Source organism: Arthrobacter sp. 08Y14 (assembly GCF_002929455.1).
Lineage (GTDB): Bacteria > Actinomycetota > Actinomycetes > Actinomycetales > Micrococcaceae > Arthrobacter_B > Arthrobacter_B sunyaminii.
The window spans coordinates 959,619-985,521 of record NZ_PJIX01000001.1; the positions used below are offsets into that span (position 1 = coordinate 959,619).

21 protein-coding genes are annotated in these 25,903 nt (G+C 65.3%); 7 read left to right on the forward strand and 14 right to left on the reverse strand.

All coding sequences use genetic code 11. The features are described 5' to 3' along the window. Positions 1-83: 83 nt before the first annotated feature. Positions 84-1,607: an MFS transporter gene (locus tag CXR03_RS04565; RefSeq protein WP_258073486.1), complete on the reverse strand. Its 1,524-nt coding sequence runs from the start codon at positions 1,605-1,607 to the stop codon at positions 84-86. 128 nt (positions 1,608-1,735) lie between these two features. Between CXR03_RS04565 and CXR03_RS04570 the strand changes: the two genes are divergently transcribed. From CXR03_RS04570 to CXR03_RS04580, 3 genes are read left to right on the forward strand one after another with little or no spacing between them, the layout of a single operon-like run. Next, positions 1,736-2,308, forward strand: coding sequence for a TetR/AcrR family transcriptional regulator (locus CXR03_RS04570; RefSeq protein WP_104102223.1), 573 nt, complete (start codon positions 1,736-1,738; stop codon positions 2,306-2,308). 19 nt (positions 2,309-2,327) lie between these two features. After that, entirely contained in the window at positions 2,328-2,795 is a 468-nt protein-coding gene (gene rraA / locus CXR03_RS04575; protein ID WP_104102225.1) for a ribonuclease E activity regulator RraA, read from the forward strand. Positions 2,796-2,803: 8 nt separating this feature from the next. Then, the gene (locus CXR03_RS04580) at positions 2,804-3,388 is read left to right on the forward strand and encodes a dienelactone hydrolase family protein (RefSeq protein WP_104102226.1); all 585 of its coding nucleotides are present in this window, start codon (positions 2,804-2,806) and stop codon (positions 3,386-3,388) included. 970 nt (positions 3,389-4,358) lie between these two features. Here CXR03_RS04580 and CXR03_RS04585 read toward each other — a convergent pair. The 9 genes from CXR03_RS04585 to CXR03_RS04625 all read right to left on the reverse strand — a co-directional run bounded on the left by CXR03_RS04585 (position 4,359) and on the right by CXR03_RS04625 (position 13,840). Then, positions 4,359-5,204 carry a CoA ester lyase gene (locus CXR03_RS04585; protein WP_104053310.1) on the reverse strand — a complete coding sequence of 282 codons (846 nt, stop codon included), beginning with the start codon at positions 5,202-5,204 and terminating at the stop codon, positions 4,359-4,361. A gap of 70 nt (positions 5,205-5,274) precedes the next feature. Beyond that, a complete protein-coding gene (gene allB / locus CXR03_RS04590; RefSeq protein ID WP_104102833.1) occupies positions 5,275-6,606 on the reverse strand; it encodes an allantoinase AllB in 1,332 nt (443 codons plus the stop codon). A gap of 17 nt (positions 6,607-6,623) precedes the next feature. Next, on the reverse strand, positions 6,624-7,481 hold the full coding sequence (locus tag CXR03_RS04595; protein ID WP_104102228.1) for a bifunctional allantoicase/(S)-ureidoglycine aminohydrolase: 858 nt from the start codon (positions 7,479-7,481) through the stop codon (positions 6,624-6,626). Then, positions 7,482-8,822: an aldolase/citrate lyase family protein gene (locus CXR03_RS04600; protein ID WP_104102229.1), complete on the reverse strand. Its 1,341-nt coding sequence runs from the start codon at positions 8,820-8,822 to the stop codon at positions 7,482-7,484. Between the two features lie 4 nt (positions 8,823-8,826). Continuing rightward, on the reverse strand, positions 8,827-10,332 hold the full coding sequence (locus tag CXR03_RS04605; protein WP_104102231.1) for a nucleobase:cation symporter-2 family protein: 1,506 nt from the start codon (positions 10,330-10,332) through the stop codon (positions 8,827-8,829). Then, entirely contained in the window at positions 10,332-11,267 is a 936-nt protein-coding gene (pucL, locus tag CXR03_RS04610; RefSeq protein ID WP_104102233.1) for a factor-independent urate hydroxylase, read from the reverse strand. The genes CXR03_RS04605 and pucL overlap by 1 nt, the downstream gene beginning before the upstream one ends. Before the next feature lie 3 nt (positions 11,268-11,270). Then, positions 11,271-11,612, reverse strand: coding sequence for a hydroxyisourate hydrolase (uraH, locus tag CXR03_RS04615; RefSeq protein WP_104102235.1), 342 nt, complete (start codon positions 11,610-11,612; stop codon positions 11,271-11,273). After that, positions 11,609-12,097 (reverse strand): 2-oxo-4-hydroxy-4-carboxy-5-ureidoimidazoline decarboxylase, encoded by a 489-nt coding sequence (gene uraD / locus CXR03_RS04620; RefSeq protein ID WP_258073532.1) that lies wholly within the window; start codon positions 12,095-12,097, stop codon positions 11,609-11,611. The genes uraH and uraD overlap by 4 nt, the downstream gene beginning before the upstream one ends. Positions 12,098-12,430: 333 nt before the next feature. After that, the gene (locus CXR03_RS04625; RefSeq protein WP_104102834.1) at positions 12,431-13,840 is read right to left on the reverse strand and encodes an 8-oxoguanine deaminase; all 1,410 of its coding nucleotides are present in this window, start codon (positions 13,838-13,840) and stop codon (positions 12,431-12,433) included. A gap of 495 nt (positions 13,841-14,335) precedes the next feature. Here CXR03_RS04625 and CXR03_RS04630 point away from each other — a divergent pair, with 495 nt between their 5' ends. Genes CXR03_RS04630 through CXR03_RS04640 form a run of 3 tightly spaced genes read left to right on the forward strand, consistent with a single transcriptional unit; the run spans position 14,336 to position 19,100 of the window. Next, the gene (locus CXR03_RS04630) at positions 14,336-15,502 is read left to right on the forward strand and encodes an XdhC family protein (protein ID WP_104102237.1); all 1,167 of its coding nucleotides are present in this window, start codon (positions 14,336-14,338) and stop codon (positions 15,500-15,502) included. An 11-nt stretch (positions 15,503-15,513) separates the two neighbouring features. Next, the gene (locus CXR03_RS04635; RefSeq protein ID WP_104102836.1) at positions 15,514-16,362 is read left to right on the forward strand and encodes a xanthine dehydrogenase family protein subunit M; all 849 of its coding nucleotides are present in this window, start codon (positions 15,514-15,516) and stop codon (positions 16,360-16,362) included. Further along, positions 16,359-19,100: a molybdopterin-dependent oxidoreductase gene (locus CXR03_RS04640; RefSeq protein ID WP_258073487.1), complete on the forward strand. Its 2,742-nt coding sequence runs from the start codon at positions 16,359-16,361 to the stop codon at positions 19,098-19,100. Before CXR03_RS04635 ends, CXR03_RS04640 begins: the two co-directional genes overlap by 4 nt. Before the next feature lie 8 nt (positions 19,101-19,108). Here CXR03_RS04640 and CXR03_RS18120 read toward each other — a convergent pair whose 3' ends face one another. From CXR03_RS18120 to CXR03_RS04660, 4 genes are all read right to left on the reverse strand, one after another. Then, positions 19,109-19,378, reverse strand: coding sequence for a hypothetical protein (locus tag CXR03_RS18120; protein ID WP_146070455.1), 270 nt, complete (start codon positions 19,376-19,378; stop codon positions 19,109-19,111). A 1,307-nt stretch (positions 19,379-20,685) separates the two neighbouring features. After that, entirely contained in the window at positions 20,686-20,868 is a 183-nt protein-coding gene (locus CXR03_RS04650) for a hypothetical protein (RefSeq protein WP_104102241.1), read from the reverse strand. Between the two features lie 66 nt (positions 20,869-20,934). Further along, positions 20,935-22,332, reverse strand: a complete 1,398-nt coding sequence (locus tag CXR03_RS04655; protein ID WP_104053319.1) for an FAD-binding oxidoreductase — start codon at positions 22,330-22,332, stop codon at positions 20,935-20,937. Then, on the reverse strand, positions 22,333-24,162 hold the full coding sequence (locus CXR03_RS04660) for an L-lactate permease (RefSeq protein WP_104102243.1): 1,830 nt from the start codon (positions 24,160-24,162) through the stop codon (positions 22,333-22,335). Between the two features lie 253 nt (positions 24,163-24,415). Between CXR03_RS04660 and CXR03_RS04665 the strand changes: the two genes are divergently transcribed. Next, positions 24,416-25,900 carry a mannitol dehydrogenase family protein gene (locus tag CXR03_RS04665; RefSeq protein ID WP_104102245.1) on the forward strand — a complete coding sequence of 495 codons (1,485 nt, stop codon included), beginning with the start codon at positions 24,416-24,418 and terminating at the stop codon, positions 25,898-25,900. Positions 25,901-25,903: the final 3 nt, after the last annotated feature.

A 25,903-nucleotide genomic window follows, 5' to 3' on the forward strand; every position in this document is an offset into this window, starting at 1 on the left:
CTCTAGGCCCGCACCGCACTTTCCCGGCCCACCGGGCAGCATGCCCCCATTACGGGCCGGAACGGATCCTAGCCACATCACACTTAGTGCCCGGCCGGAGCCTTGCGCAACAGCACGCCGGCGCCGGCGGCAGCCACCAGCATGATCACCACGCCGATCAGGGACGTGACACTGACACCCGAATCAAAAGCGGCCTGCGCCGAGTGCAGCAGAGCCGAACCCTGTTCCGGCGGAAGCGCCTGCGCTGCATCGACGGCGCCGCCGAGGGTCTGGCCGGCCGATTCGGCTTGTTCGGCGCTCAGTCCACCCGGGACCTGCACGCCGTTGCGGTACGCAGCCGTGAGGATGCTGCCCAACACCGCGGTGCCCAGGACGGAGCCGATCTCGTAAGCCGTCTCGGAAATGGCCGAGGCGGACCCGGCGCGGGACGGGGGAACACTGGCGAGGATCAGGTCATTGGAAATGGTTTCCGCTGCGCCCACTCCGACGCCCAGAAACAGGAAGGCCACCACCAGCTGGAGCACTGTCACGGACTCGCCGGCGAAAAACACCAGAGCGTAGCCGGCGGCATTGAACAGCAGCCCGCCGGCCACCACGTAGGCGGGGCGCAGATGCTTGACCAGCGGCACCACGGCCAGTCCGGTGACGACCGTCAGCACCAGTCCGGGCAGCATCGTCAGGCCCGCTTCGATGGGCGACTGCCCCACCACCAGCTGCAGGTGCTGGGAGAGGAAGAAGATGAAGCCCACCATGGCGAAGAGGCTGAGCAGGTTGGCACTGATGGACCCGGTGAACACCGGATTGCGGAACAGGCGGACGTCCAGCATCGGCTTCTCGCGGCTCAGCTGCCGGCGCACAAACAACGTCCCCAGCACCAGGCCGAGGAGGATGAACGGCAGGCCGTGGGCGGCGCCGTCGGACGCAAAGGACTTGATGCCGTAGGTGATGGACAGCATCGCACCCATGACCAGCACGACACCGGGCACGTCCACGGCTCCCGGGCTCGGATCCTTGGATTCAGGCAGCAGGATGGGTCCGAAGACCAGCAGCGGAAGCAGCACCGGAATGGACAGCAGGAACACCGAGCCCCACCAGTAGTTCTCCAGCAGCACTCCGCCCACAATCGGGCCCAGGGCGGCCCCTCCGGAGAACCCCGCAGCCCAGATGGCCACCGCAACGCGCCGCTGGGACGGAACCATGAAGATGTTCCGGATCAGGGACAGCGTGGCAGGCATCAGCATGGCACCGAAAACACCCATGAGGGCGCGGGCCAGGATCAGCATGGAGGCCGAGGGTGCAAACGCCGCGACCAGTGACATGACGCCGAAACCTACGCTGCCGATCATCAGCACCCGGCGGCGGCCGATCCGGTCCCCCAGGCTGCCCATCGGGACCAGCAGTCCCGCCAGCACCAGCGCGTAGATATCCACGATCCAGAGCAGCTGCGTGCCGCTGGGTGCCAGGGCCCGGGACAGCGACGGGATGGCGAAGCTGAGGACATTGTTGTCGATGGAGATCAGCAGCACTGGCAGCATCAGGACTGCAAGTCCCCACCATTCGCGCTTTCCTGCACGCGTAATAGCGGGCCTTTCCTGAACGGCCGTCACGGCGTCCTCCTTCTAAAAGTCGTGGGGGGGATTTGGGCAGAGATAAGCCCGGCAAGCTACTGTACCGTCTAGACTGTACAGTTCTCAAATTGCGACTGCTTTCCGGCATGATGGCGTAGCGTAAAAGCATGTCCAACACTCGTCCTGCCCGGGACCGCATCCTTGATGCCTACGAGGAGCTGCTCATCAATGAAGGCCCACGCGGCGCCACCCTCGATGCCGTGGTGGCACGCGCCGAAGTCTCGAAGGGCGGGCTGCTCTATCACTTCAAGAACAAGGAAGCGATGGCCGCGGCCCTCATCGCCCGCCTCGAGGAACTCGCCGCGGCCGACCTTGTGAGGATGGGCGCCGACCCGGAAGGCCCGTCGCGGTACCTGGTCCGGGAGTCCGTTTATGTTGGCAGTGCCCTGGACCGCGCGCTGATCGGCGTCGTCCGTCTTGCCCAGGCCTCCGATCCGGATGCCTCAGCGGTGCTGGAACGAATCCACCGCAGCTGGATGGATCTGGTCCTCGAGGAAGTAGGCCATCCGGCCATTGCCCGTGCCATTGTCCTGCTCGGCGACGGACTCTATTACAACGAGGGCCTGCCGGGCGGCTGGCCGCGGGACCGGGATTCTTCCGCCGCCCAGTCAGTGGCTGACCTGCTGGAGGTCGTGGATGTCCTGAAGGCGCATGCCGCCAGTGTTCCGCAGAACCGTTAACTCGTGCCACAGTGGTCCCATGGAAATCAGCACAGCAGACCTCTATGACCAGCACGGTGAGTCTTTGGCTTCCGCCTCCCTGCAGTTCCAGGACCTCGGTGGGCGCCTGTCCTTCACCGGTCCGGTCCGCACCATCCGATGCCGTGAGGACAACGGCCTGGTCAAGTCCGTCCTCAACTCACCCGGCAATGGTGCGGTGCTGGTGGTGGACGGCGCAGGATCCCTCAACAGTGCCCTCATGGGAGACATGATTGCCGAGGCTGCCGTTGCCAACGGCTGGGCCGGCGTTGTCATCAACGGACCCATCAGGGACCGCGCCGCCGTGGCCAAACTTCCCCTGGGCGTGAAGGCGCTCGGCTCCAACCCGCGCAAGAGCGCCAAGGACTCTGTTGGCGAAGTGGACGTGCCCGTAGAGTTCGGCGGTGTCACCTTCCGTCCCGGCGCCATGCTGTACGCCGACGAGGATGGAATCCTCGTCGAACGCTAGGAGCCGGCATGGCCAACATCCTGCTGTTCCATCACGCCCAGGGCCTTACTCCGGGCATGGACGCGTTCGCGGACGTCCTGCGCGATGCCGGACATACGGTGACCGTGCCCGATCTTTACGACGGGCGCACCTTCAGCGAACTGGAGGACGGAGTTGCCTACGCCCAGAAGATCGGCATGGACACCATCGAAGAGCTGGGCGTCAGTATTGCGAACCGGTTCCCGGAGGAAATGGTCTACATCGGCTTCTCCCTCGGCGTGATCCCGGCCCAGCGGCTGGCGCAGACCCGCCCCGGCGCCCGTGGCGCAGTGCTGATCAGCGGCTGCGTGCCGCTTGGCGCCTTCGGCGACACATGGCCGGCGGGAGTGCCCGTGCAGATCCACGGGATGGACGCCGACGAGGAGTTTGTTGACTCCGGCGATCTGGACGCCGCGGAGAACCTGGCGGCCTCCACTCCGGACGCCGAGCTATACCTGTACCCGGGCGCTTCGCATCTCTTCGCGGACATCAGCCTGCCGGATTATGACCCGGATCAGGCCTTTGCCCTCACCCGCACAGTGCTCCAATTGCTGGGCCGGGTGGACGCGAGCTAGCTGTAACTCTCACGGAGGTTGTGAACGGCGTGGCAAAAGTTAGACAGATACCGTGCCCACGGTCTTGCAGGAATGAAGGACCTGTCCTTGATTGGTACGTGAAGGATACTCCGGAAGCATGCTCAGCAATTGAAGCAGAATTACACCTGAGGCAAATTAATACGAGACATATTGCCACCGCAAAGCCGTTGAGCCATCGATCTATGCGTGGTAGCGTCCAACTACTTGCAACGAACGAAACTGGGGCGAATGAATTGATGCGTAAGAATATGACATACCCGGCCATTCCCCTTTTGGCAGTGGGAGCCTTTCTTGCAACAGCACTTCCTGCTCAGGCGGCCGAACCCGTTCCACGAGTCAAGTGATCATCAGCCCCGGCACCGACACCGAACAGACCGCTGCCATCCTCTTCCCGGACGTTGCCGTCACAAGAAGGTGGCGCCGGCAGCCACTAGCAACGGCCGTCCCCTGGGTGGTTAATAAGATGGGGCCGCGCGGCTGATGGGAGGTAATGGACCCGTCGCAGAAACCGACAAACGGAAATCACCATGGCCGGGGAGAACAGGTAAATCGCTCGTCCTGACCATAATTCTGGGACTGGTTAATTACACAGTCTTTCAGCAAGGAAATTTCTGGTACGAATCGCTTTTCCTTGTACTTGCTTTCCTGCTGTGTTTACTACTTTTCAGTGCAATCGATGGTGTTGCCGAAAAAATAAGGCAGCGGACTGAAAAGCGAGCCGATTGAACAAGTATTCTGCGTTAGTAGGGTTTCCTCACGGGACTCGCATTTGTTTCGGGGCATTCCGGCCGACTCCGAACGCGCTCATCGGGGACGGGAAGCAGGTCGCACAAAAATGGCAGACCGGCCCCATACCGGCATCAAAGGCCGCCCACCTATCGAACGCGTTCATAACGTCCGTGAGAGTTACATCTGGCCGGGGGCGGCGCAGCCCTGCTATTCAGGAAGGCTAGGCGTTCCAGAGTCCGTAGGAGTCAGCCAGCGAGGAGATCTTCTGGGCGCGCGCCAGTCGCGGCAGGTAGGAACCGTCGCCCACGACGGCACCTGCAGCGTGTGCCTCGAGCAGCTCATGCGCCCACGTGATCTCGGATTCGCTCGGCGAAAGTCCGTGGTTGATGAAGTCCGCGGCCTCGGGCATCAGGCACAGCTTGCCCGTCATACCCATGGACTGCGTGACCTTGCAGGCGTCCAGCAGTTTGTCGCCCAGAGCACCAACCGTGGGGCCGTCGATCGGGCCGGGAAGCTGCCCCACGCGGGAAGCCACCACCAGCTTGGAACGGGCGTAGGCCAGAGCCATGGGATCGTCGGAGGCACCGGTGTCGCGGCGGAAGTCGCCCACACCGAAGGCCAGGCGGAAGGTGCCGGGAGCCGAAGCAATCGCCGTCGCGTTTTCAATGCCAAGTGCGGACTCCACCAGGGCCAACACCGGGGTGCCGGCCTGCAGGCGCATGGCCGTGTGGGTGACCTGCTCCGGCTTTTCGGTCATCGCCAGCATGACGCCGCGCAGTCCCGGAGCCTTGGACAGCGCCGCGAGGTCATCGGCCCAGTAATCCGTTTCGATGCCGTTCACGCGCACCCAGGCGGTCATTCCGGTGGACAGCGCCTCCACAACGCGCTCACGGGCCTCAGCCTTGCCGGCCGCGGGTACTGCGTCCTCCATGTCGAACACCACGGAGTCCGCTTCCGACGCGAGCGCCGGCCCAAAATTCGCTTCATCGGCAGCCGATGCCAGAAGCCAGGAACGGGAAAGTTTTGCAGGCAGCGACGCAGCGCGGCTGTTACGAAAAGGAGCCATACCTAGACCCTACTTTCCGCGCTGGCCGTTCCTTAAATGCGACGCATGCCTTTGTGGCAGCCATCACTGCCTACCGGCGCAGCAGGCGCCCGGCCGGGACAGCGGGATCGACGTCGGCACCCGCCAGCACCGTGCGGCGCACGACGCCGGTGAGCTGTTTCCCGGCATAGGGCGTGATCGGATTCCGGTGCTGCAGCGCCGCCGGATCCACCGTGAAGGTGTCCTCCGCGGCGAACACGGCAAAATCGGCGTCTTTGCCTTCCACGATGCCGCCCTTGCGGTCCAGGCCGGCCAGTGCTGCGGGTGCGGCGGACATCCAGTGCAGCACCCGCTCCAGCGCAATGCCCCGGATGCGGGCCTCGGTCCAGATCAGTGCCAGCCCCAGCTGCAGGGAGGACACCCCGCCCCAGGCCACGCTGAAGTCTCCGTTTTCCAGGTCCTTCAGGTCCAGGGTGCTGGGCGAATGGTCCGAAACGATGCAGTCGATGGTCCCGTCCGCGAGACCGGCCCAGAGCTCTTCGCGGTTGGCGTCCCCGCGGATGGGCGGGCAGCACTTGAACGCCGTGGCGCCGTCGGGAATCTCTTCGGCCCGCAGGGTGAGGTAATGCGGGCAGGTTTCAGCCGTGAGCCGCACGCCATCGGCCTTTGCTGCCCGGACCAGGGGCAGGGCTTCGGCGGAGGACAGGTGCAGGATATGGGCGCGCGCGCCGGTGCGTGCCGCCGCGTCAATGACACCGGATATGGCGGTGTTCTCCGCCGCCGGCGGGCGGGAGGCCAAGAACCCCGCATAACCGCTGCCCGGCGGTGTGTCCCGGATGGCTGCCGGATCCTCGGCGTGCACAATCAGCAGACCGTCAAAGGTCTTCAGCTCGGCGAGCGCCGCCTCCATTTGCGCCGGTTCCAGGTGCGGAAACTCATCGACGCCCGAGTGGACCAGGAAGCATTTGAACCCGAAGGCACCGGCTTCGTGCAGCGGACGCAGATCGGCAAGGTTCCCGGGGACCGCTCCGCCCCAAAAACCCACGTCAACAAAGGCCTGCGAGGCCGCGCAGTTCCGTTTGATGTTCAGTGCCTCTACATTCACGGTGGGCGGAATGCTGTTCAGCGGCATGTCGATCAGCGTGGTGACCCCGCCGGCGGCCGCCGCACGGGTGGCGGAGGCGAACCCCTCCCACTCGGTGCGTCCCGGCTCGTTGATGTGCACGTGCGTGTCCACCAGCCCGGGCAGCAGGGTTTCGTCCGCGGCCAGTTCAATGAGCCGCTCCCCTTCCAGCCCGGCCCCTAAGGGCACGACGGCGGCAATCACCCCGCGCCGTACCCCCACCTCGGCCGGGATGGTTCCCTCGGGGGTCAGTACGGCATGCCCGCGGATCACCAGGTCAAAGGGTTCAGGCGCCGACATATCCGGCAACTGAGCGGTCACGGCTGGCCGCCGAGCAGGATCTGGCGGTTGACGTCCTTATAGAGGAGGTAGCGGAAGTTCGACGGGCCGCCGGCGTAACAGGCCTGCGGGCAGAAGGCGCGCAGGGACATGTAGTCGCCCTCTTCCACCTCCACCCAGTCCTGGTTCAGCCGGTACACGGCCTTGCCCTCCAGCACGTACAGCCCGTGTTCCATGACATGGGTTTCAGCGAACGGAATGACGGCGCCTGGTTCAAACGTCACCACGTTCACGTGCATGTCATAGGCGACGTCATCAACGGGGATCATCCGGGTGGTGCGCCATTTGTTGTCCGTGCCCGGCATGGGCGTGGGCTCGATGTCCGCCTCGCTGCCGAAGACCGGCTGAGGGATGTGGCCCGCCAGCGGCTGATAGGCCTTGCGGATCCACTGGAACTTGACCGGTTCCCCGGATTCGTTGAAGGCACTCCACTGTGCGTCAGGCGGCAGGTAGGCGAATCCGCCGGGAGCCAGGACATGGTCCTCGCCGTGCAGGCGGACGGTCAGCGTGCCCTCGAGGATAAAGACGAAGGATTCCACGGTCGGCTGCGGTTCCGGTGAGGTGGAGCCGCCGCCCGGGGCAACCTCCACCAGGTACTGGGCGAAAGTGGTGGCGCCGCCGGCCACCGGCCGGTTCAGGATCCAGGTGCGGGTATCGGTCCATTCGGGCAGCACGCTGGTGACAATGTCACGCAGCACGCCGCGCGGAATCACGGTGTACGCCTCGGTCACCGCCGCTCTTCCGGTGAGCAGTTCGGTCTGGGCCGGCAGGCCGCCTGCCGCGGAGTAGTAGCGCGGGGTGCCGCGGTGTTGGGCGTTGTGCTGCGGGGTGTTCATCTAGCGGACCTTCTCTTTGATGGGTGATACGGCAGTTTTGGGATGGGCCAGCGCGGCGAGTTCGACGCCGGTCAGCCCTGTGCCCTGTTCTATTTCCGCTTCGGTCAGGGCACCGCAGAGCAGGCCGCGGTGCACAAACCGGGCCAGTGCCCGGGCGGTGGCGGGTTCATCCAGGACCGTGCCGACCTGTTTCCGGACGTAGGTGTCCAGCCGCCGGGCAGCGGCGTCGAATCCCTCCCGGTAGAAGGCATAGGTGGCAAGGAAACGGGTGGGAAGCTGCGCGGGGTGCAGGTCCCAGCCCTGATAGAACCCGCGTTCCAGCGAGCGGCGCACCAACCGGGCGTGCAGCTGCCAGGCGGTCCGGATTTCCCCGGGCGTTCCCAGCGGCAGGATATTGGTGGAGCCGTCCGAGAGCCGGACTCCGGTGCCGGCAGCCGCCACCTGCATCACAGCCTTGGCGTAGTCCGCGGCCGGGTGTTCCATGGACTGGTATTGCGCGGCAATCTGCACCGAATCGCTGTAGTCGTAGGTGCCGTAGTGCAGGGCCGAAACGCGGCCCCGCCCGCGGTGGATCAGCTGCGCCGCGGGCACGGTGCCGTTGGCGGCCAGGATCAGCTGCGGGGTTTCCACCTGCACTTCAAACCGCAGCCGTCCCGGTTCCAGACCGTGGGCCTCTTCGAGCTGCCCGCAGATGTAGACCATGGCCTCCACCTGTTCCACGGTGGACACCTTGGGCAAGGTCAGCACCAGCCCGTCGGGCAGTTTTCCGGCGGCCAGCAGGCCGGCGAGGAACAGGTCCAGGGTCCGGACGCCGCGGGCCCGGGTGGCCGCTTCGAAGCACTTGAACCGGATTCCAATGAACGGCGGCGCAGTTCCGGCAGCCACGGCGTCAGCCACGGCGGCGGCGGCCAGCACGGCGTGGCCGTCCTCCTCCGCGTCCGGCCGGATGCCGTAGCCGTCCTCGAAGTCCAGGCGCAGGTCCTCGATCGGCTCGGTGCGCAGCTTCGCCTCCACAAGGGGCACGACGGCGGCTGCCAGACCGGCGTCCAGGCCCGCCAGTTCGGCCAGGCCCGGCAAACCGCCCCGGCCGCCCTGCCCGAGGGATCCCTGCGCCTCGACGGCCGCAAGCCCGTCTCTCCCCCAGCCTGACGGCAGGGCCGGCACGCAGCGGTCCGCCGGGATGTAGACAGTGTGCACGGGCTGGCGGGTGCCGGCGTCTCCGGGGTAGTTGTCGACCAGCAGCCGGTCGGTGTCCGCCAGGACGGCATCGAGCCTTTGCAGGTGGCCGGAGCCGAGGACGGGTGCGGGCTCAGTGGACGGAGGCGAGGAGTTCAAAGTCATGGTCCTAGTGGGAATCGGTTTCAGCGGTACCGGTGGCGGCCAGCGGTACTTCCCGGCCGTCGGCGTCGAGCAGTTTTCCGTCCAGCACGTGGTCGCCGTCCTTCAGCGCCGCCGTGTCCTCGAGACGCACAATCCGGTTGGCGCCTTCGGCCCACACGGAGGGGTTCTTCGGGTTTCCGGTCCGGATGTGGTTGAAGAGGATGTTCATCAGGATGGCCATCACGGCGGCGGAGCTGATGCCCGAATGGAAGATGGTGCCGAACCAGGCGGGGAACTCGTCGTAGAAGGTGGGCGCGGCAATCGGAATCATGCCGAACCCGATGGACGTGGCCACAATGATGAAGTTCATGTTGTTGCGGTAATCCACCCTGGCCAGGGTGCGGATGCCGCTGGCCGCCACCGTGCCGAACAGGACAATCCCGGCGCCGCCGAGCACCGGCGTCGGAACCGCCGCCACCACCCGGCCCAGGACCGGCAGGAGGCCAAGGATCACCAGGATCAGGCCGCCGGCGCTGACCACAAACCGGCTCTTGACGCCGGTGATGGCCACCAGCCCCACGTTCTGGGCAAAGGCGCTCTGCGTAAACGAGTTGAACACCGGGGACAGGGCGCTGGAGAGCATGTCCGCGCGCAGTCCGTTGGCAATGCGCTTGGAGTCCACCTTGGTTTCCACGATCTCGCCCACTGCGATGATGTCCGCGGTGGTTTCGGTCAGGGTCACCAGGATGACGATCACCATGGAGATAATGGCGGCGGCCTCAAAGGTGGGCATGCCGAAGGCGAAGGGCTCCGGGACGGCGAAGATTGCCCCGCTGCCAACGGCGGAGAAATCAGCTTTGCCGGTCACCACGGCGAAGATGGTGCCCAGCACAATGGCGATGAGGATGGAGAGCCGGGAAATGGCGGAATTGCCGAGCTTGCTCAGCAGCAGCACCAGCAGCAGGGTCAGCCCGGCCAGGCCAATGTTGGAGACGCTGCCGTAGTCCGGGGCGGCGCTGCTGCCCCCCATGGCCCAGTTGGCGGCCACGGGCATCAGTGTCAGGCCGATGGTGGTGATCACGACGCCGGTGACCACCGGCGGGAAGAAGCGGATCACCTTGGCAAACACCGGGGTGATCAGCAGCCCCACCAGGGAAGCAACGATCACCGCTCCGAAGACGGACTGCAGGCCGCCGCCGCCGTCGAGAATGGCCGTCATAGTGGCCACACCGGCGAAGGAAACGCCCTGGACCAGGGGCAGCTGGGAGCCGAAGAACGGGATGCCGATGGTCTGCAGCAGGGTGGCCAGGCCGCCCACGAAGAGGCAGGCGGCCACGAGCATGCCGACGTCGGCGGGATCCAGTCCGGCAGCGGTGCCGACAATCAGCGGCGGGGCGATGATCCCGCCGTACATGGTGAGCACGTGCTGGAAGCCGTAGGCGAAGGTGCTGCCCAGCGGCAGCCGGGCGTCTTCCGGGCGGCCTGCGGTTCCGGCCGTGCCGGCGGCATTGGAGCGCTGTTTGCGGCTCATCAGCAGAAACCGCCCACGGTATTCCAGACCGGTGAATCGGCGGCCGTGCCTTCGCGCAGCACGGAGGCTTCGATCAAACCGTACGGGCGGTCCGCGGCGAAGAAGACCTCGTTGGGATTGTCCAGGCCAAACGGTGCCAGGTCCACCAGGAAGTGGTGATTGTTCGGCAGTGAGAGCCGGACCTCGTCAATCTCCGGGTGGGCGGTGATGACGGCCTTACCCATTTCGAACATGGTCTGCTGCAGGGCCAGTGAGTGCGTGTTGGCGAAGGCATCCAGGAGCAGGGTGCGGGCGGAGGCGTAGAGAGCGTTGAAGTCCAGGCTGCTCACATCCGTATCCGGAGCGTAGCGCCACTTGGCGGTGACATCCGTGGCCAAAATCCGGTCCGTGGTCTCGGCCAGGGTGGTGTAGCGGTCCCGGGGGAAGCCGGAGAACTCGGAGCCGGTGGACTTGAGCACCGTCAGGCCGCTGATGCCGGAGACCAGGTGCTGGCGGCCGGCTTCGGAGACCAGCACCGCGGTGCGGATCTCGGACTTGTCCTTGGCAAAGGCGTGATCGTGGTCGCTGATCCGGTTCCAGAAGTACTGTTCGGCGGCCCAGCGGCCCCCGGAAACCCAGTCGAATCCGCCGGTGAAATGCTGCTCCAGGCGGAGCAGGAACTCCTCCGGTGAGCCGACGCCGTCGCGGGCGAAGGCGTAGATGGTGTTCTTCTGCGTATCGGTGGCCACTACGTGGGAGTTGTCTCCCTCCGTGTGCGCGGCTTCGAAGTCGCCGTGCAGCTGGCTGGTGATGCTGAGGTCTTCGAGCCGGTGCCGGGCGGTGTCTCGGGTGACCTTGACCAGGCGTACCTCGGCTTTGCCGTACTGGTTGTTGCCGAGGACAATCCGGGTGTTGTCTGCCCTCTCCTCTGAGGGGGCCTGAGTTGTTTCAGTCATGGTTCAACTTCCTCGGTAGGTGGAGTAGGCGAAGGGGCTCAGCAGCAGCGGTACGTGGTAGTGCTGGCCCGCGTCGGTCAAGGCAAAAGTGAGGGAAACGCTGGGGAAGAAAGTCTCCGTGCCGGCGGCGGCAAAGTACTCTCCGGTGGCGAAGTCGATCCGGTAGGTTCCCGGCTCCAGCCGTTCTGGGCCCAGGCTGCCCACCCGGCCGTCGTCGTCCGTGGTTCCGTCCCCGATCCGGGTCCAACCGCCTTCCCCGCTCCCCCAAAGCGATACGGCGACGCCGGAAGCCGGCTTCCCGGCAGCGGTGTCCAGGATGTGGGTGGTGACGTGGCTGCGGGTCATGAAGAGAGCAGTCCTTCCAGACGCAGGATGGCGATGTCCCGGAGTTGGCCTGCAATGAGGGGAACTTCTTCCTCCGGGGTGTGCTCCAGGCGTTCCTGCAGATTGGCGAGGATCTCCTCGGCGCTGCGGCCTGCCGCGCGGATCAGGAAGACCCGCCCATGCTTGTCTTCATAGGCGCGGTTGCCGGCGGTCAGCTGCTCCTGGACGTCGTCCAGCCCGGTGACCGAGGCCTGCTCGCCGCGCGAGAAGGTGGCTTCAGTGCCCGCTCCGGCGGGGCGCTCGCCGATCCGCGGATGGCGGGCCAGGGCACCGTCGATCTCTGCTTCAGTGAAGTCCGGCGCCGCCAGTTCGGCGAAGCTCAGCAGTTCGCCGGGGGTGGCGAAAGGCCGGGCTGCGGCAATTTCATTGCACCAGCGTTGAATGTCCAGGCAGGGACGGAGCATTTCTTCAGCCTCGGCGTATCCTGCCCTGTTGAAGGCTGCCAGGAAGTCCGGAACCGGTGACTCTGCGGCGGTTCCCGGGGTTGACTCGAAATATGGTTCTGGGCGCACGGGTGTCAGCTTTCGGTAGATCTGTTCCATTGCCGGCGCTGAACACCCTTGACCATCGGCGGCGCCGACTTGATTCGATGTTTCCGGCAGTTGGAATTGCTATTTCCGACAGTGTGAGCGAGCGCGGGCAAATCTGTCAACAGGTAAATAAATATTGCAGAATAAAACGGCGTCTTGTTTCACGGGTGTTAATTCTGTGCAAACAATCTGCCGTTTTTACGGGAATGTATTGCTTCCGGTTCCGGGCCTTTTCAGAATCCCGGAGGCCTAACCCGCCACCATCCTCCGGGCCGCCGCGGTGTGCCGGGCAATCAGTGCCGGCAGATCGACGCCCGGAAGCGCACCGTCCACCACGCGCCAGTTGCCGCCAACCATCACCCGGTCCGCACGGTCCGCCCCGCAGAGCAGCAGGGCCGAGAGCGGATCATGGCTGCCGGAAAAGCGCAGGTCATCCAGCCGGAACATCGCCAGGTCCGCCTGCCGGCCCGGCGCCAGTTCGCCCACATCCTTCCGGCCCAGGGCGCGTGCAGATCCCCTGGTGGCCCAGCCCAGTGCACGTTCGGGCGTGATGGCTTCGGCGCCGTAGCGCAGCCGCTGCAGATACAGGGCCTGCCGGGCCTCCAGGATCAGGTTGGAGGCGTCGTTGGAGGCCGAGCCGTCCACTCCCAGCCCTACCGGAGCACCGGCATCCTCCAGTTCCGCCATCCGGCCGATGCCGCTGGCCAGGCGCATGTTCGACGTCGGGCAGTGCGCCACGGCGGTGCCGGCGGCACCCAGGCGGGCAATCTCGTCGTCATTGAAGTGCACACCGTGCGCCAGCCAGGTCCGGTTCCCCAGCCAGCCGACGCTCTCCAGGTAATCCACCGTCCGCAGCCCGAACGTCTCCAGGCAGAAGGCTTCCTCGTCCATGGTTTCGGCCAGGTGGGTGTGCAGCCGGACGTCATATTCCTCGGCGAGCGCCGCACTGTCGCGCATGATGTCCCGGGTCACCGAGAACGGCGAGCAGGGGGCCAGGCCAATCTGGATCACGGCGCCGTCACCGCGCTCGTGATAGTCCCGGATCAGCCGGCGGCTGTCCTCGAGAATCACGTCCGGCGCCTGGACGGTGTGCTGCGGCGGCAGGCCGCCGTCGTCCTCCCCCAGCGTCATGGAGCCGCGGGTAAGCATGGCCCGCATGCCCAGTTTCCGGACCACGTCCACCTGCACGTCGATGCCGTCCTCCAGCCCGTCGGGGAAGAGGTAATGATGGTCCGCGGCAGTGGTGCAGCCGGAGAGCAGGAGCTCGGACAGGGCCACGGTGGTGGCCAGCTCCAGATCCGCCGGGGTCAGCCGCGCCCACACCGGATACAGGTTCTTCAACCACGGGAACAGCGGGGTGTTCACCACCGGCGCCCAGGCACGGGTGAGGGTTTGATAGAAGTGGTGGTGCGTATTGATCAGCCCCGGCAGCAGCACGTGGGCAGAGGCATCAAACACCTCTGCACAGGGCGCGGCGGGACTCTGCCCGGCGGCCAGCACCTCGGTGATAACCCCGTTCTCGATCACCAGGCCACCTGCGGCATCCAGCTCATTGGCGGTGAAGGCGGCCAGCGGATTCTTCACCCACAAGCGGCCGCTGCCGGGTGCAGGTGCTGCTGAAGCGACGGGTGCGGCGGTGGTATTGGTGGCGGCTGGCATGGAAACAGTCATGGGACATCCTCGGGCATGCAGACCCCTCCCGGGGCCAGCTCAGTGGGCTTGTCTGCTGATCCAAGAGGCCGGGTCCTGCTCCAACCACCCGGCCCGCATGGAGGCCGGGTTTTGCTGCGCCGGTGGCCTAACCGTCCGCACGCGACCACCTTACATCCGCGGTGACACCCTCCCTTCGAATATGAAGCAGCGGGGTGTCCCGCACGGCGGATTGCCGTGGTAGGCTTCCGTGCAATTACCTGAAACAATTACGGCAGATCTGGTTCCCGGCGGTGCTGAAATTTACATTGTCGTGCTGACATTTATATTTCTTTCCGCCCGCCATAATGCTCAAAAAATGCCCTAGTATGTTTCATCAATGTCATTGTTTGCGGATTTAAGGCCTCTGCCCGGCATCTGGGGCAGGGGGAACTCACCGCTTTGGTTACTGGGTTAGCCGGTGGCGGTCAGCCGCCGGCGGGTATCGCTGGAGGGCAGGGGCGCATGCTTGACATGCTTGACGCACTGGCTGCGGCCACGGCGGACGGCTTTCCCTGCGCCGCCGCAACCATCGTCCGCGCGTCCGGATCCGTGCCGCGCCCGGTTGGCACCTCCATGCTCATCCACCAGACCGGCCGAATCACGGGGTCCCTCTCAGGCGGATGCGTGGAAGCCGCTGTGGTTGCCGTGGCCGAGGAGGTCCTCGCTGACGGCCAGCCCCGGGTTGAATCCTTTGGCTACAGCGATACTGATGCCTTCGCCGTCGGGCTCAGCTGCGGCGGCACCCTGGAGGTGTTGATCCAGCTCCTCCAACCCGGCACCTTTCCCGTAATCCCCAAGCCTGTTGCCCCCTGCGCCCTCGTCCGGCGAATCGACGCCGGAGGCACAGCACAGAACGCCGGAGGCACAGCACAGAACAATGCGGCACAGCTGCTGCTGGTCCCCGACCCGCGCCGCGCCGCCTCGACCGCAGGTTTGCTTGCCGACCACGGGGCAGCGTTGGCTGCGATGCTGGATATGGACCCGGCGCATGCCGCCGCACGGCTGGCACCTCTGCTGGCGTCCGGCCGCACGGGGATCGTGGAGCTTGGCGGTCCGGTGTTGTTCCTTGAGTCCCGGCTTGCGCCTGCCCGGCTGCTGGTGATCGGCGCGAATGATTTCTCGGCCGCCCTTGCCCGGCAGGGGCGGCTGCTCGGTTACCACGTGACCGTCTGCGATGCCCGGCCCGCCTTCACTGTTCCGGAACGTTTCCCCGCAGCCCATCAAGTGCGGGTGCAGTGGCCGGACCAATACCTGAGAGAGGAAGCCTCGGCGGGACGCCTGGATGCCCGCTCCGTGGTCTGTGTGCTCAGCCATGACGCCAAGTTCGATATCCCGGTGTTGATCGAGGCGCTGCGCCTGGACCTGGCCTATGTCGGCGCCATGGGATCGCGGCGCAGCCACGAACAGCGGATGACCGCGTTACGGGACGCCGGGCTGAGCGCAACTGAGACGGCAAAGCTGCACTCTCCCATCGGACTGGACATCGGGGCCGCGACACCCGAGGAAACCGCACTGTCCGTCTTCGCCGAAATAGTGGCAGCACGTTCCGGTGCCGCCGTTAGCGGGCAGCCCCTGCGCGCGCTCAGCGGCCCCATCCATCCGTTCACCCGCCAGCACGTCAGCCATTGAGGGATTCATCTATGGACATGCCCACCGTTTCCGAACTGGTCCGCACCAGTGACCCCAGCGACTGGCGTCCCGGAGATGCCTGGCTGGCCGGCGGAACCGTGCTTTTCTCCTACGGCAGCGACTCCCTGCAGCGGTTGTTGGACATCACCGCCGCAGGTTGGGAACCGCTGAGCGTGTCCGACGGCGGACTCGAGATTGCGGCAACCTGCACCATCGCGGAGCTGCACGCCTTTCCCGGCACGGCCCCTGCCGGCGTCCGGGCTGAGTGGCGGGCGCTGGATCTGGTGCAGTTGTGCTGCGATTCCTTTGTGGCTTCCTTCAAAGTCTGGAACGTCTCCACGGTGGGCGGAAACATCTGCACCGGCCTGCCCGCCGGCCCCATGACGGCTCTGACCGCTGCGTTGGACGGCGTTGCGCTGGTTCACTCCCCCGGCGGCACTTCCCGCGAAATCCCGGTGGCCGAACTGGTGATCGGTGACGGCCGCACTGCTCTGGAGCCGGGAGAACTGCTGCGCAGCGTGACCCTGCCAGCAGCCGTCCTGCGGGCCGGGACCGCGTTCCGGCGGCAGTCGCTGACCAATCTGGGCCGCTCCGGGGTTCTGCTGATCGGCCGGGTGGACGAGGACGGCGGGTTTGTCCTCACCATCACCGCCGCCACGAAGCGTCCGGTCCAGCTTCGGTTCCCCTCGCTGCCTACCGCCGTCGAGCTCCGGACGGAACTCAGTGAGCAGATCGACGGCGAACTCTGGCATGACGACGTCCACGGCCTGCCCGAATGGCGGCACTACATGACGGACCGGCTGGCCGAAGAAATCCGGGCCGAGCTGGCCGCATCCGGCTCGAAGGAGGAGTTGCTGTGACCTACCGGATCAATAAGACCGAGGTGGAGGCCGCGCCCTTCCCCGGCCAGTGTCTGCGCACCTTCCTGCGGGAACAAGGCAATCTGGGCGTCAAAAAGGGCTGCGATGCCGGTGACTGCGGTGCCTGCACCGTCCATGTTGACGGTAAGCCCGTGCACAGCTGCCTCTATCCGGCAGTCCGTGCCGAGGGCCGGGAAATCACCACCATCGAAGGGCTGGCCAATGGGGAGGAACTGCATCCCATGCAGCAGCAGTTCCTGGACGCACAGGGCTTCCAATGCGGTTTTTGCACCGCCGGCATGGTGATGACCGCTGCTGCGTTCGACGAGGAGCAGAAAGAGAACCTGCCCCGGAACCTCAAGGGCAACCTCTGCCGATGCACCGGCTACCGCGCCATCGGGGACGCAGTCTGCGGGCACCGCACGGTGGATGTCCCGGCCGGAACCTCTCCTGTTGCCCGGACCGTGGGCGCCAGCATTCCGGCTCCGGCCGGCCCGGACATTGTCACCGGCCGTGCCCGGTACACGATGGACGTGCCGGCAGCGGAGCTGCCCGGTCTGCTGCATATGAAAATCCTGCGCTCCCCGCACGCACACGCCCGCATCGTTTCCATAGATGCACGCGCTGCCCTGGCGGTGCCCGGCGTTGAGGCGGTCCTCACGCACGAAGATGCCCCGAAACAGATGTTCTCCACCGCGCAGCATGAACTGCATACCGATGACCCGGATGACACCCGGATCCTGGATGACGTGGTCCGTTTCCACGGCCAGCGGGTGGCCGCGGTTGTTGCCGCGTCCGTGGGCGCCGCTGCCGAAGGCGTGCGTGCGCTCAGGGTGGAATACGAACTGCTCCCGTCGGTTCTGGACACCGGTGCCGCCCTGGCCGACGGCGCACCCGAGGTTCATCCGGGCACCGCCGGCAACATCGTCGCCGAACTGCACTCCGAACTCGGCGACACGGCCGCCGGACTGGCGGCAGCCGACGTCGTGCATGAGAACACCTACGAAAGCCAGCGCCTGCAGCACATGGCACTGGAAACGCATGGCTCCATTGCCTCCTTTGACGAAGCGGGCCGGCTGGTGGTGCGCACCTCCACGCAGGTTCCGTTCCTCATCCGGCGGGCGCTGTGCCGGGTGTTCGGGCTGAAACCCGAATCTGTGCGGGTGCTCACCGGACGGGTGGGCGGCGGATTCGGCGGCAAGCAGGAAATGCTCACCGAGGACCTGGCCGCGCTGGCGGCGATCAAGCTGAACCGGCCGGTGCAGCTGGAGCTAACCCGGCAGGAGCAGTTCACGGCCACCACCGTGCGGCATCCGTTTTCCGTCCGGGTGCGGGCCGGAGCACGCCGGGACGGCACGCTGACCGCACTGGAGCTGGATGTCACCACCAACACCGGAGCCTACGGAAACCACGCCCCGGGCGTGATGTTCCACGGCTGCGGCGAGTCCGTGGCCGTATACCGGTGCGACAACAAGAAAGTCGACGCGCGGGCCGTCTACACCAACACCGTTCCGTCCGGAGCCTTCCGCGGCTACGGACTGAGCCAGATGATTTTCGCCGTCGAGTCCGCGATGGATGAACTGGCGCGCGGCATCGGCATGGATCCGCTTCAGTTCCGCCGCCGCAATGTCATCGCCCGGGGCGACGCCATGCTCTCCACGGCGCCGGTTCCGGCGGAGGACGTGCATTACGGCAGCTACGGGCTGGACCAGTGCGTGGAACTGGTCCGTGCTGCGCTCGAACGGGGAAAACTGTCCGCGGAAATCTCCGGCGAAGATCTGGACGAGGAGTGGCGGGTTGGCACCGGCACCGCCGTTGCCATGATCGACACCGTTCCGCCCCGCGGGCATATGAGCCACGCCCGGATCCGGCTGCAGGAAGACGGACGGTACGGGCTCGACGTCGGCACCTCCGAATTCGGCAACGGTACCACCACCGTGCACACCCAGCTCGCGTCCACCGCGCTGCACACCACGGCGGACCGGGTTGTCATCCGCCAGTCGGACACCGATCTGGTGGAACATGACACCGGCGCCTACGGCTCCACCGGCACCGTAGTGGCGGGCAAGGCTTCCCTCGCCGCGGCGGAGGAACTGGCTGTTTTGCTCAAGGGCTTTGCCGCTTCCCTGTTTTCCAACACCTCGGCGCAGGTGAGGTTGCTGCCGGACGCGGTGGAGTGCGACGGCGAGCGGATAGCGCTGGCCGACGTCGCAGCCCGCGCGCGGGAGGCAGGGATCGACCTGTCAGCCCAGGGCCGCTGGGGCGGAACGCCGCGGTCCGTGGCGTTCAATGTGCAGGGCTTCCGGGTGGGCGTGCACACCGGTACGGGTGAAATCCGGATTCTGCAGAGCGTGCATGCGGCGGACGCCGGAGTGGTCATGAACCCGCTGCAGTGCCGGGGCCAGATTGAGGGCGGCATAGCCCAGGCGCTGGGTGCGGCACTGTTTGAAAAGGTCCGGGTCAGCAGCACCGGCGAGGTGCAGACCAAGATCCTGCGCGAATACCATGTGCCGGCTTTCGCGGATGTCCCGCGCACGGAGATCTACTTTGCAGAGACCAACGACTCGCTGGGGCCCATGGGTGCCAAGTCGATGAGCGAAAGTCCGTTCAACCCCGTGGCTCCGGCCCTGGCCAATGCCGTCCGGGATGCCACGGGAGTCCGGTTCAGCGCCCTTCCGCTGGCCCGCGACGTGGTCTTTCTGGCGCTGCGGGATCAGACTTTGCCGAGTTACCCGTAGCGTCTGCCCTAGAGCGTTCGGTCCCGTTCTTCGTGGTGGTCCCAGTATGACGTTGACGGACGCGACTTATGCCGTTCCCCACAACGACGATAAGTTCCGCCGTTGACCTGTTTACATGCCAAGAATCGGCTTTCCTTGGCTACCCGTAGATCCTCTGCAATACGGCGCGCGTTGCGGCGTTCCAGCGCTGATACCGCAAGCATGGTAAGCAGTGGGCCAATGGCACTAATGATTAATGCGGCCATCTCGACACTCTGATTATTCGTTTCAAGGCTCATGGAATCAATATGTAGAGAACGGGGACCTTGCACTTCCCGAAGACATTACGTTGTCGATAAGGCTTTGCCCCGCTATTGCGCGGTCGAATCTGACGCCGACAGCCCTAGGCTGACCTGCCTCTGCATTGCCGAAGCAGTGGTGCGCGCCATCCTTAGGGGGCGACGTCGACATGAATGCGGAAAGTTAAATTAGTGCCGCGAAGATGAGGGGCCAAGCAGGAACACTTGGCCCCTCGCGGCGCTAGCCTAGGACGCGAATGCGCCGCCACTCACAGCAGCACACGTCGAATACCTCCCAATAGCACTTCGATCCCGCTATTGCCGAACTGACCCGCCGCACGCGCGCCTCCGGCGCCAGCCCCGCCAGGGCCTGAACGCGACTCACTTGCTGCCCCGTCCGGCGGCGTTCTTGGTGCGATCGACAAGGACGTAGCTCTGCCCCGCCTTTGGCGTAGGCGGCATGGGCTTCCCACGTACCGCCGTGCGCTCCTGGTTAGTCAGTCCTCCACGAGGGCCGACGATTGCATACTGCCCTGAGTTCGGCGCGGCGTCGCCAGGCCTGATAGTGGTACCCATAATGAGCTCCTTACTGTTGATGAATACGACAGCAGGAGTCGAATCGCACACCGGAAGAGCTTTGGTGTGCGGCTACCGAGCATGTAGTGTCTCTCTTGAAACGACAAATGTTTAAAGAGCTCAAACAAACTCGGTGACCCCTGTTTATTGCGAGCGCAGCATCAAGGCTTGTTAAGGGCGGGAATCCCTTAATGGGCCTTTTTGCGTTGCCGACTAAGACTACATCGAGACACTACATCTAGTGCGCAGCCCCATTGGGAACCACAAGATGATGTATTACAACTATGTCATTCACCGTGCCGTTCATCCACAGTCAATGCACAGGATGCGTCCAGGAAATTGGCGGATTTGAGCGGCTCGCCCGCACGTTCTCCACAGGCTGTGCAAAGCGAATGCACAGCCACAAATTCAAGGCGTGTCCTCGCTCCTCTGGCGTGTCGTCCACAGCGTGTCGTTGATCGTTTTTCCTAGTCACCGAACAAACGGGGTCCGTCGACCCCGAGGCTCATTGGTGCCGACATGGCCTCAGCTGGTGAGCTCAGCATTGTGCTTCATTTCGACAAAGGCTGTGCGCCGCCACCTTTCGAAGGAAGCACAAAGAAAGCAACGCCAGCACCCATGAGCCTGACCGCCAGGACGAGTGATCGGATGAACCCCAGCTTGGTGAACCGGTTGCTCTCAGGGGCATATCTGGCGGCCGGGTCGTGGTGTGCCTGGCGCTGCGGGAGGCGCTAGCCGAGTCGTCCGGTGCCCGGGGCGCCCTGCCCGGAGGCGGCTGAGCGCATCTCGGCAATGCGCAGCCGCAGAAAGATGATCAGCAGCACCAGCGCCCACACCGATAGAACGGCGACCGCCGCAACGATGAGGAAATACGGGAGGGCGAAAAGTGCGCCCACTCCGGATATGGCTGCCATTCGTTTCCCCGATTAAAGTCGCCCGGCGCGGTGCCGCTCCTGTCTGGTGCCCCGATGCTGCCAGGCTCAGATGGCCTTTCCGGGATTGAGGATGCCCAGCGGATCCAGTGCGCGGCGGATGGAGTGCTGCACTCCCACTGACACGTCGCCCAGCTCGGCGCCCACCCAGTCGCGTTTCAGCAGCCCCACCCCGTGTTCACCGGTCAGGGTGCCGCCGAGCCGATTCGCGAGGAAGAACATTTGCCCCAGGGCATCCTTGGCCGGACCCTCCGTGACCGAATCCTCGGGATCCATCACGATCATGGGATGCAGGTTTCCGTCGGAGGCATGGGCGATGGTGAAGATCCGGACCCCGGTGGCAGCGGAAATCTCTTCGAGCCCGGTAACGGCTTCGGCCAGCCTTCCCCGCGGCACGCCGATGTCGCCGATGGACACCCGTCCCATCTGTTCCAGCGACGGGATCGCATCCCGCCGGGCGCTGACCATGGCCGCTGCCTCGTCGTCGTCGGCCGCCTTTCCGCAGGAGCCCGCGAAGGGGCGCACGGCTTCCAGCACCACGTCCTGTTCCAGGAAGGCGCCGTAGCCGTCGGTCTGCACCAGGAGAAAAGCCGCTCCGCGGGACCGGTAGTCAGTTCCGGTGGCTGCATCCACGGCTTCCAGCGTGGGCCCGTCCATAAGTTCCATCATGGAGGGCTGAATGCGCGCGGCCACCACCGCCGACGCGGCGCGGGCGGCGCTTTCGACGTCGGGGAAGAAGGCAGCAACGGTGGCAGTGGCCACCGGCGTGGGCCGCAGCCGCAGCGTGGCTTCAACGACGACGCCGAGGGTTCCTTCGGAGCCGATGATGAGCGCGTTCAGGTCATAGCCCGTGACCCCTTTGATGGTTTCCCGTCCGGTGCGCAGTTCGCGCCCGTCGGCGAGGATGACGCGCAGCGCCAGCACGGATTCGCGGGTCACCCCGTATTTGGCGCAGCGCATGCCGCCGGCGTTGGTGGCAATGTTGCCGCCAATGGAGCAGATGGCCGTGCTCGCCGGATCCGGGGCATAGAACAACCCGTATTCACCGGCAGCCGCATTGATTTCAGCGTTAAGGACCCCGGGCTGGACCACGGCCAGCTGTTCCACCGGGTCGATGCGCAGGATCCGGTTCATGCGGGAGACATCCAGCACCACCTCACCCGTGCGGGCGGACGATCCGCCGGCCAGCCCGGTGCCTGCACCGCGGGGCACCACCGGCACGCGGTGCAGGGTGGCCAGACGCAGGGTTGCCGCCACGTCCTCGGCGGACTCGGCAAACACCACACCGTCCGGATGCGTTTGGGCCACGAAACCGGAGCGGTCGGTGCTGGCCTGCTCGCGGTGTCCGGGTTCGATGGACGCGTTCGGGGCGAGGCCCAGCAGGGTGGCGCTGGGAGCGGGATCCGGCAGTCCCACGGTCGAATCGGAGTCGGAGAAGATGCTCATTTACGGCACCATCCAACCGAGAATGGACGTTGACTGCAGCCAAATCAGCAGTGTCATCAGCACCAGCAGGCCCAGACTCCAGCCGATGAGTTTGCGCAGCAGCGTGCTCTCTGCACCTTCCAGTCCCACCGCAGCCGAGGCGATGGCCAGGTTCTGCAGGGAGAGCATCTTGCCGAGCACTCCGGCGGACGAGTTGGACGCCGCCATCAGGGTGGCGGACAGGCCCGTCTCGTTGGCCGCTGCCACCTGCAGCTGGCCGAACAGCGAGTTCGAGGAGGTGTCGGAACCCGTCAGCGCCACACCGATCCAGCCCAGCAGCGGTGACAGCAGGGCAAAGAATCCGCCGGCGGAGGCCAGGGCCACGCCCAGCGTGGTGGTTTGCCCGGACAGGTTCATCACGAAGGACAGGGCCAGGACAGCGCAGACCGTCACAATGGTCCAGCGCAGCTGCTTCAGGGTTTCCCCGTACACCTTCGCGCCTTCGCGGGGCCGGATCCGGTACAGGATCATAGTCAGGATCCCGGAGAACAGCAGGAGGGTGCCGGTGGCCCGGATGTGGTCAAAACGCAGCGTCTGGGCGGCAACGGCCTTCCCGTTGGAGTCCACCACGTCCAGTCCCGGCCAATGAAAGGTGACGCTGCCGATGGACGTCAGCCAGGTTTTGATGGCCGGTATCTGGGCCAGTGAGAACACCACAATGATGATCAGGTACGGGGCGGTGGCCATCCATACGCTGCGGGCATCGGGACGGGCGGTGTTGCTCGTGGACCCGGGGCCCGCCGGGGGCGCGGAGTCTGTCCCCGCGGAGCCGGCCGCCGTTGCGCCAGCGGCCGGCAGGGCTGCCGCGCGCCGCCCGCGGCCGGTTTTGACCGGCTCTGCCGTGCCGGATCCGTCGAGAATGTCTGTTGTACTGCCGGAACCCGCGGCGTCTACCGTTTCCCGCGAATCAGCGGGAACCTCCAGGTCTTCCTGCACCTGGCCGGACATGCCGATGGTTTCGGCCGGCTGCCAGACGCGGAGCATCAGCAGCACGGCGATAACGGTGGCAACGGCGGCCACGACGTCGGTCAGCTCCACCACGAAGAAATTGGAAGCGACGAACTGGGCCAATCCGAACACAAATCCGCTCACCAGGGCCACCGGCCAGGTTTGTTTCAGGCCGCGCTTTCCGTCCACCAGGAAGACCAGGATCAGCGGCACCACCAGGGCGATAAACGGGGTCTGCCGCCCGGTCATGGAGGACAGCTCCTGCAGCGGAATGCCGGTCACACCGTTCAGCGCGATGATCGGGGCGGCCATGGCGCCGAAGGCAACCGGAGCGGTGTTGGCCAGCAGCGCCACAATGGCCGATTTCAGCGGCTTCATGCCCGCTGCCATGAGCATGGCTGCTGCGATGGCCACCGGTGCGCCAAAACCGGCGAGGGATTCCAGCAGTGCCCCGAAGCAGAAGGCGATCAGGATGGACAGGATCCGCAGGTCATCCGAGATGGAGCGGATGGTCCTGCCCAGGACCTCAAACCAGGGCGTGGCCACCGTGAGTTTATAGATCCACAGGGCGTTGATGAGGATCCAGAGGATGGGGAAGATCGCGTAAAACGCCCCCAGCCCGGTGGCGGCAGCCACCTGTCCCACCGGCATCTGCCAGCCGATTACGGCGAGCAGGATGGACAGCACCAGCGAGATGAGCCCTGCCTGGTAGGCCTTCATCCGGAAGACGCCCAGCAGGACAAACAGGAGCAGCAGCGGCAACGCCGCAAGAACCGCGGAGAGGACCAGGGAATCCCCGATGGGATCGAGTGGTTGCTGGAAAGCGGCTAGCTGTGTTCTCACAAAAACTCCTTTGTCTTTGTTTCACATCCGTCCGCACTGTTGCCGAGCCAGCCCCATCCGCGGTGACGATGGGTTGACCCTAGGCCCGAATCCGCAAATTGGTCAACGGTGGCGGCGGGAGAACGAGGGCGGCCACCGTCGGTGGCAGTGGTCAGGACCGCTTATCGGCAGGACGACTGCTCATGTGAGAGGACACTTTTGCTCACATGATAAATTGAGCCGCACCTATCCGACTCAGGCCCCAGGTGGAACCATGAACAAGCTCAATTCCGCGTCCCTGTCCGGGCTCCCGGCCCGGCTTTCCGTTCCCGGGTATGACCGCTCCGAGCTGAGTGTGGGTATTGTCCACTTCGGGGTGGGAGGGTTCCACCGGGCGCACCAGGCGATGTATGTGGACCGTCTGATGAACGACGGCGGCGCCAGGGACTGGGCGATCTGCGGCGTGGGCGTCCTGCCGGGAGACTCGGCCATGAAGACGGTGATGGATGCGCAGGACTGCCTGTACACGCTGGTGCTGAAGAACCCGGACGGCACACGTGAGGGCCGCGTCATCGGCTCCATTATCGAATACCTGCTGGCTCCCGAGGACCCGGAAGCCGTCATCGAGAAAATGGCCGCACCCGGCACCCGAATCGTTTCACTGACCATCACCGAGGGCGGTTACAACTTCCACCACGTGACCGGCGACTTTAACGCCGCGAACCCCGCAGTAGCGGCGGATCTGCAGCCGGGCGCCGTGCCGACCACCGTATTCGGGCTGGTCTGTGCGGCTTTGCAGCGCCGGAGGGACAGGGGGCTGCCGCCGTTCACGGTCATGTCCTGCGACAACATCCAGGGCAACGGAGACGTGGCCCGGAAAATGTTCACGGCCTTCGCCTCCCTGCGGGATCCGGAGTTGGGCGCCTGGATGCAGGAGAACGTAGCCTTTCCCAATTCCATGGTGGACCGGATTACGCCGGTCACCACGGATGAGGACCGGACGATGGTTGCCCGGGACTTCGAAGTGGAGGACGCCTGGCCGGTAGTCAGCGAGGACTTCGAGCAGTGGGTCCTGGAGGACCACTTTCCGCAGGGCCGCCCGCCCTTTGAAGACGCCGGGGTCCAGGTGGTGGATGATGTGGAACCCTACGAACTCATGAAGCTGCGCCTGCTCAACGCCAGCCACCAGGCCCTGTGCTATTTCGGCTACCTTGCCGGTTACCGGTACGCCCACGAAGTGTGCCGGGATCCGCTGTTTTCCGGTTTCCTGCTGGATTACATGGTCCGGGAGGCAACCCCCACACTGGCGCCGCTGCCCGGGGTGGATCTGGATGCCTACCGGCACCGGCTGATCGAACGGTTCTCCAATGAGCACGTCCGCGACACACTGGCCCGGCTGTGCGCCGAAAGCTCGGACCGGATTCCCAAGTGGCTGCTGCCGGTGATCCGCGAGAACCTGGCCTCGGGGGGAGAAATTCACCGCTCGGCAGCGATCGTGGCAAGCTGGGCGCGCTACGCCGAGGGAACGGACGAGCAGGGCGCACCAATCGACGTCGTAGACCGGCTCCGCGAGCCCCTGATGGCCGCCGCCGCGCGGAACCGCACTGACCCGCTCGCCTTCGTTGAAGACCGGGATCTCTTCGGAGATCTCGCGTCCAATGACCGCTTTGTCCAGTCCTATACGGCCGCCTTGACCTCGCTGCATGAGCACGGCGCCCGGACAACGCTGGAGGACCTGGCCGCGGGGCGGCCGACCTAAGCC

Bases quoted from the DNA above. Each gene is read 5' to 3' on its own strand.
- rraA (WP_104102225.1), top strand. From the start codon at position 2,328: ATGGAAATCAGCACAGCAGACCTCTATGACCAGCACGGTGAGTCTTTG.
- allB (WP_104102833.1), bottom strand. From the start codon at position 6,606: ATGTCGGCGCCTGAACCCTTTGACCTGGTGATCCGCGGGCATGCCGTA.
- CXR03_RS04585 (WP_104053310.1), bottom strand. From the start codon at position 5,204: ATGGCTCCTTTTCGTAACAGCCGCGCTGCGTCGCTGCCTGCAAAACTT.
- CXR03_RS18120 (WP_146070455.1), bottom strand. From the start codon at position 19,378: ATGAGCCTTGAAACGAATAATCAGAGTGTCGAGATGGCCGCATTAATC.
- CXR03_RS04570 (WP_104102223.1), top strand. From the start codon at position 1,736: ATGTCCAACACTCGTCCTGCCCGGGACCGCATCCTTGATGCCTACGAG.
- CXR03_RS04635 (WP_104102836.1), top strand. From the start codon at position 15,514: ATGGACATGCCCACCGTTTCCGAACTGGTCCGCACCAGTGACCCCAGC.
- CXR03_RS04655 (WP_104053319.1), bottom strand. From the start codon at position 22,332: ATGAGCATCTTCTCCGACTCCGATTCGACCGTGGGACTGCCGGATCCC.
- CXR03_RS04580 (WP_104102226.1), top strand. From the start codon at position 2,804: ATGGCCAACATCCTGCTGTTCCATCACGCCCAGGGCCTTACTCCGGGC.
- CXR03_RS04650 (WP_104102241.1), bottom strand. From the start codon at position 20,868: ATGGCAGCCATATCCGGAGTGGGCGCACTTTTCGCCCTCCCGTATTTC.
- CXR03_RS04595 (WP_104102228.1), bottom strand. From the start codon at position 7,481: ATGAACACCCCGCAGCACAACGCCCAACACCGCGGCACCCCGCGCTAC.
- CXR03_RS04625 (WP_104102834.1), bottom strand. From the start codon at position 13,840: ATGCCAGCCGCCACCAATACCACCGCCGCACCCGTCGCTTCAGCAGCA.
- CXR03_RS04665 (WP_104102245.1), top strand. From the start codon at position 24,416: ATGAACAAGCTCAATTCCGCGTCCCTGTCCGGGCTCCCGGCCCGGCTT.
- CXR03_RS04600 (WP_104102229.1), bottom strand. From the start codon at position 8,822: ATGACTTTGAACTCCTCGCCTCCGTCCACTGAGCCCGCACCCGTCCTC.
- pucL (WP_104102233.1), bottom strand. From the start codon at position 11,267: ATGACTGAAACAACTCAGGCCCCCTCAGAGGAGAGGGCAGACAACACC.
- CXR03_RS04630 (WP_104102237.1), top strand. From the start codon at position 14,336: ATGCTTGACATGCTTGACGCACTGGCTGCGGCCACGGCGGACGGCTTT.
- CXR03_RS04605 (WP_104102231.1), bottom strand. From the start codon at position 10,332: ATGAGCCGCAAACAGCGCTCCAATGCCGCCGGCACGGCCGGAACCGCA.
- uraH (WP_104102235.1), bottom strand. From the start codon at position 11,612: ATGACCCGCAGCCACGTCACCACCCACATCCTGGACACCGCTGCCGGG.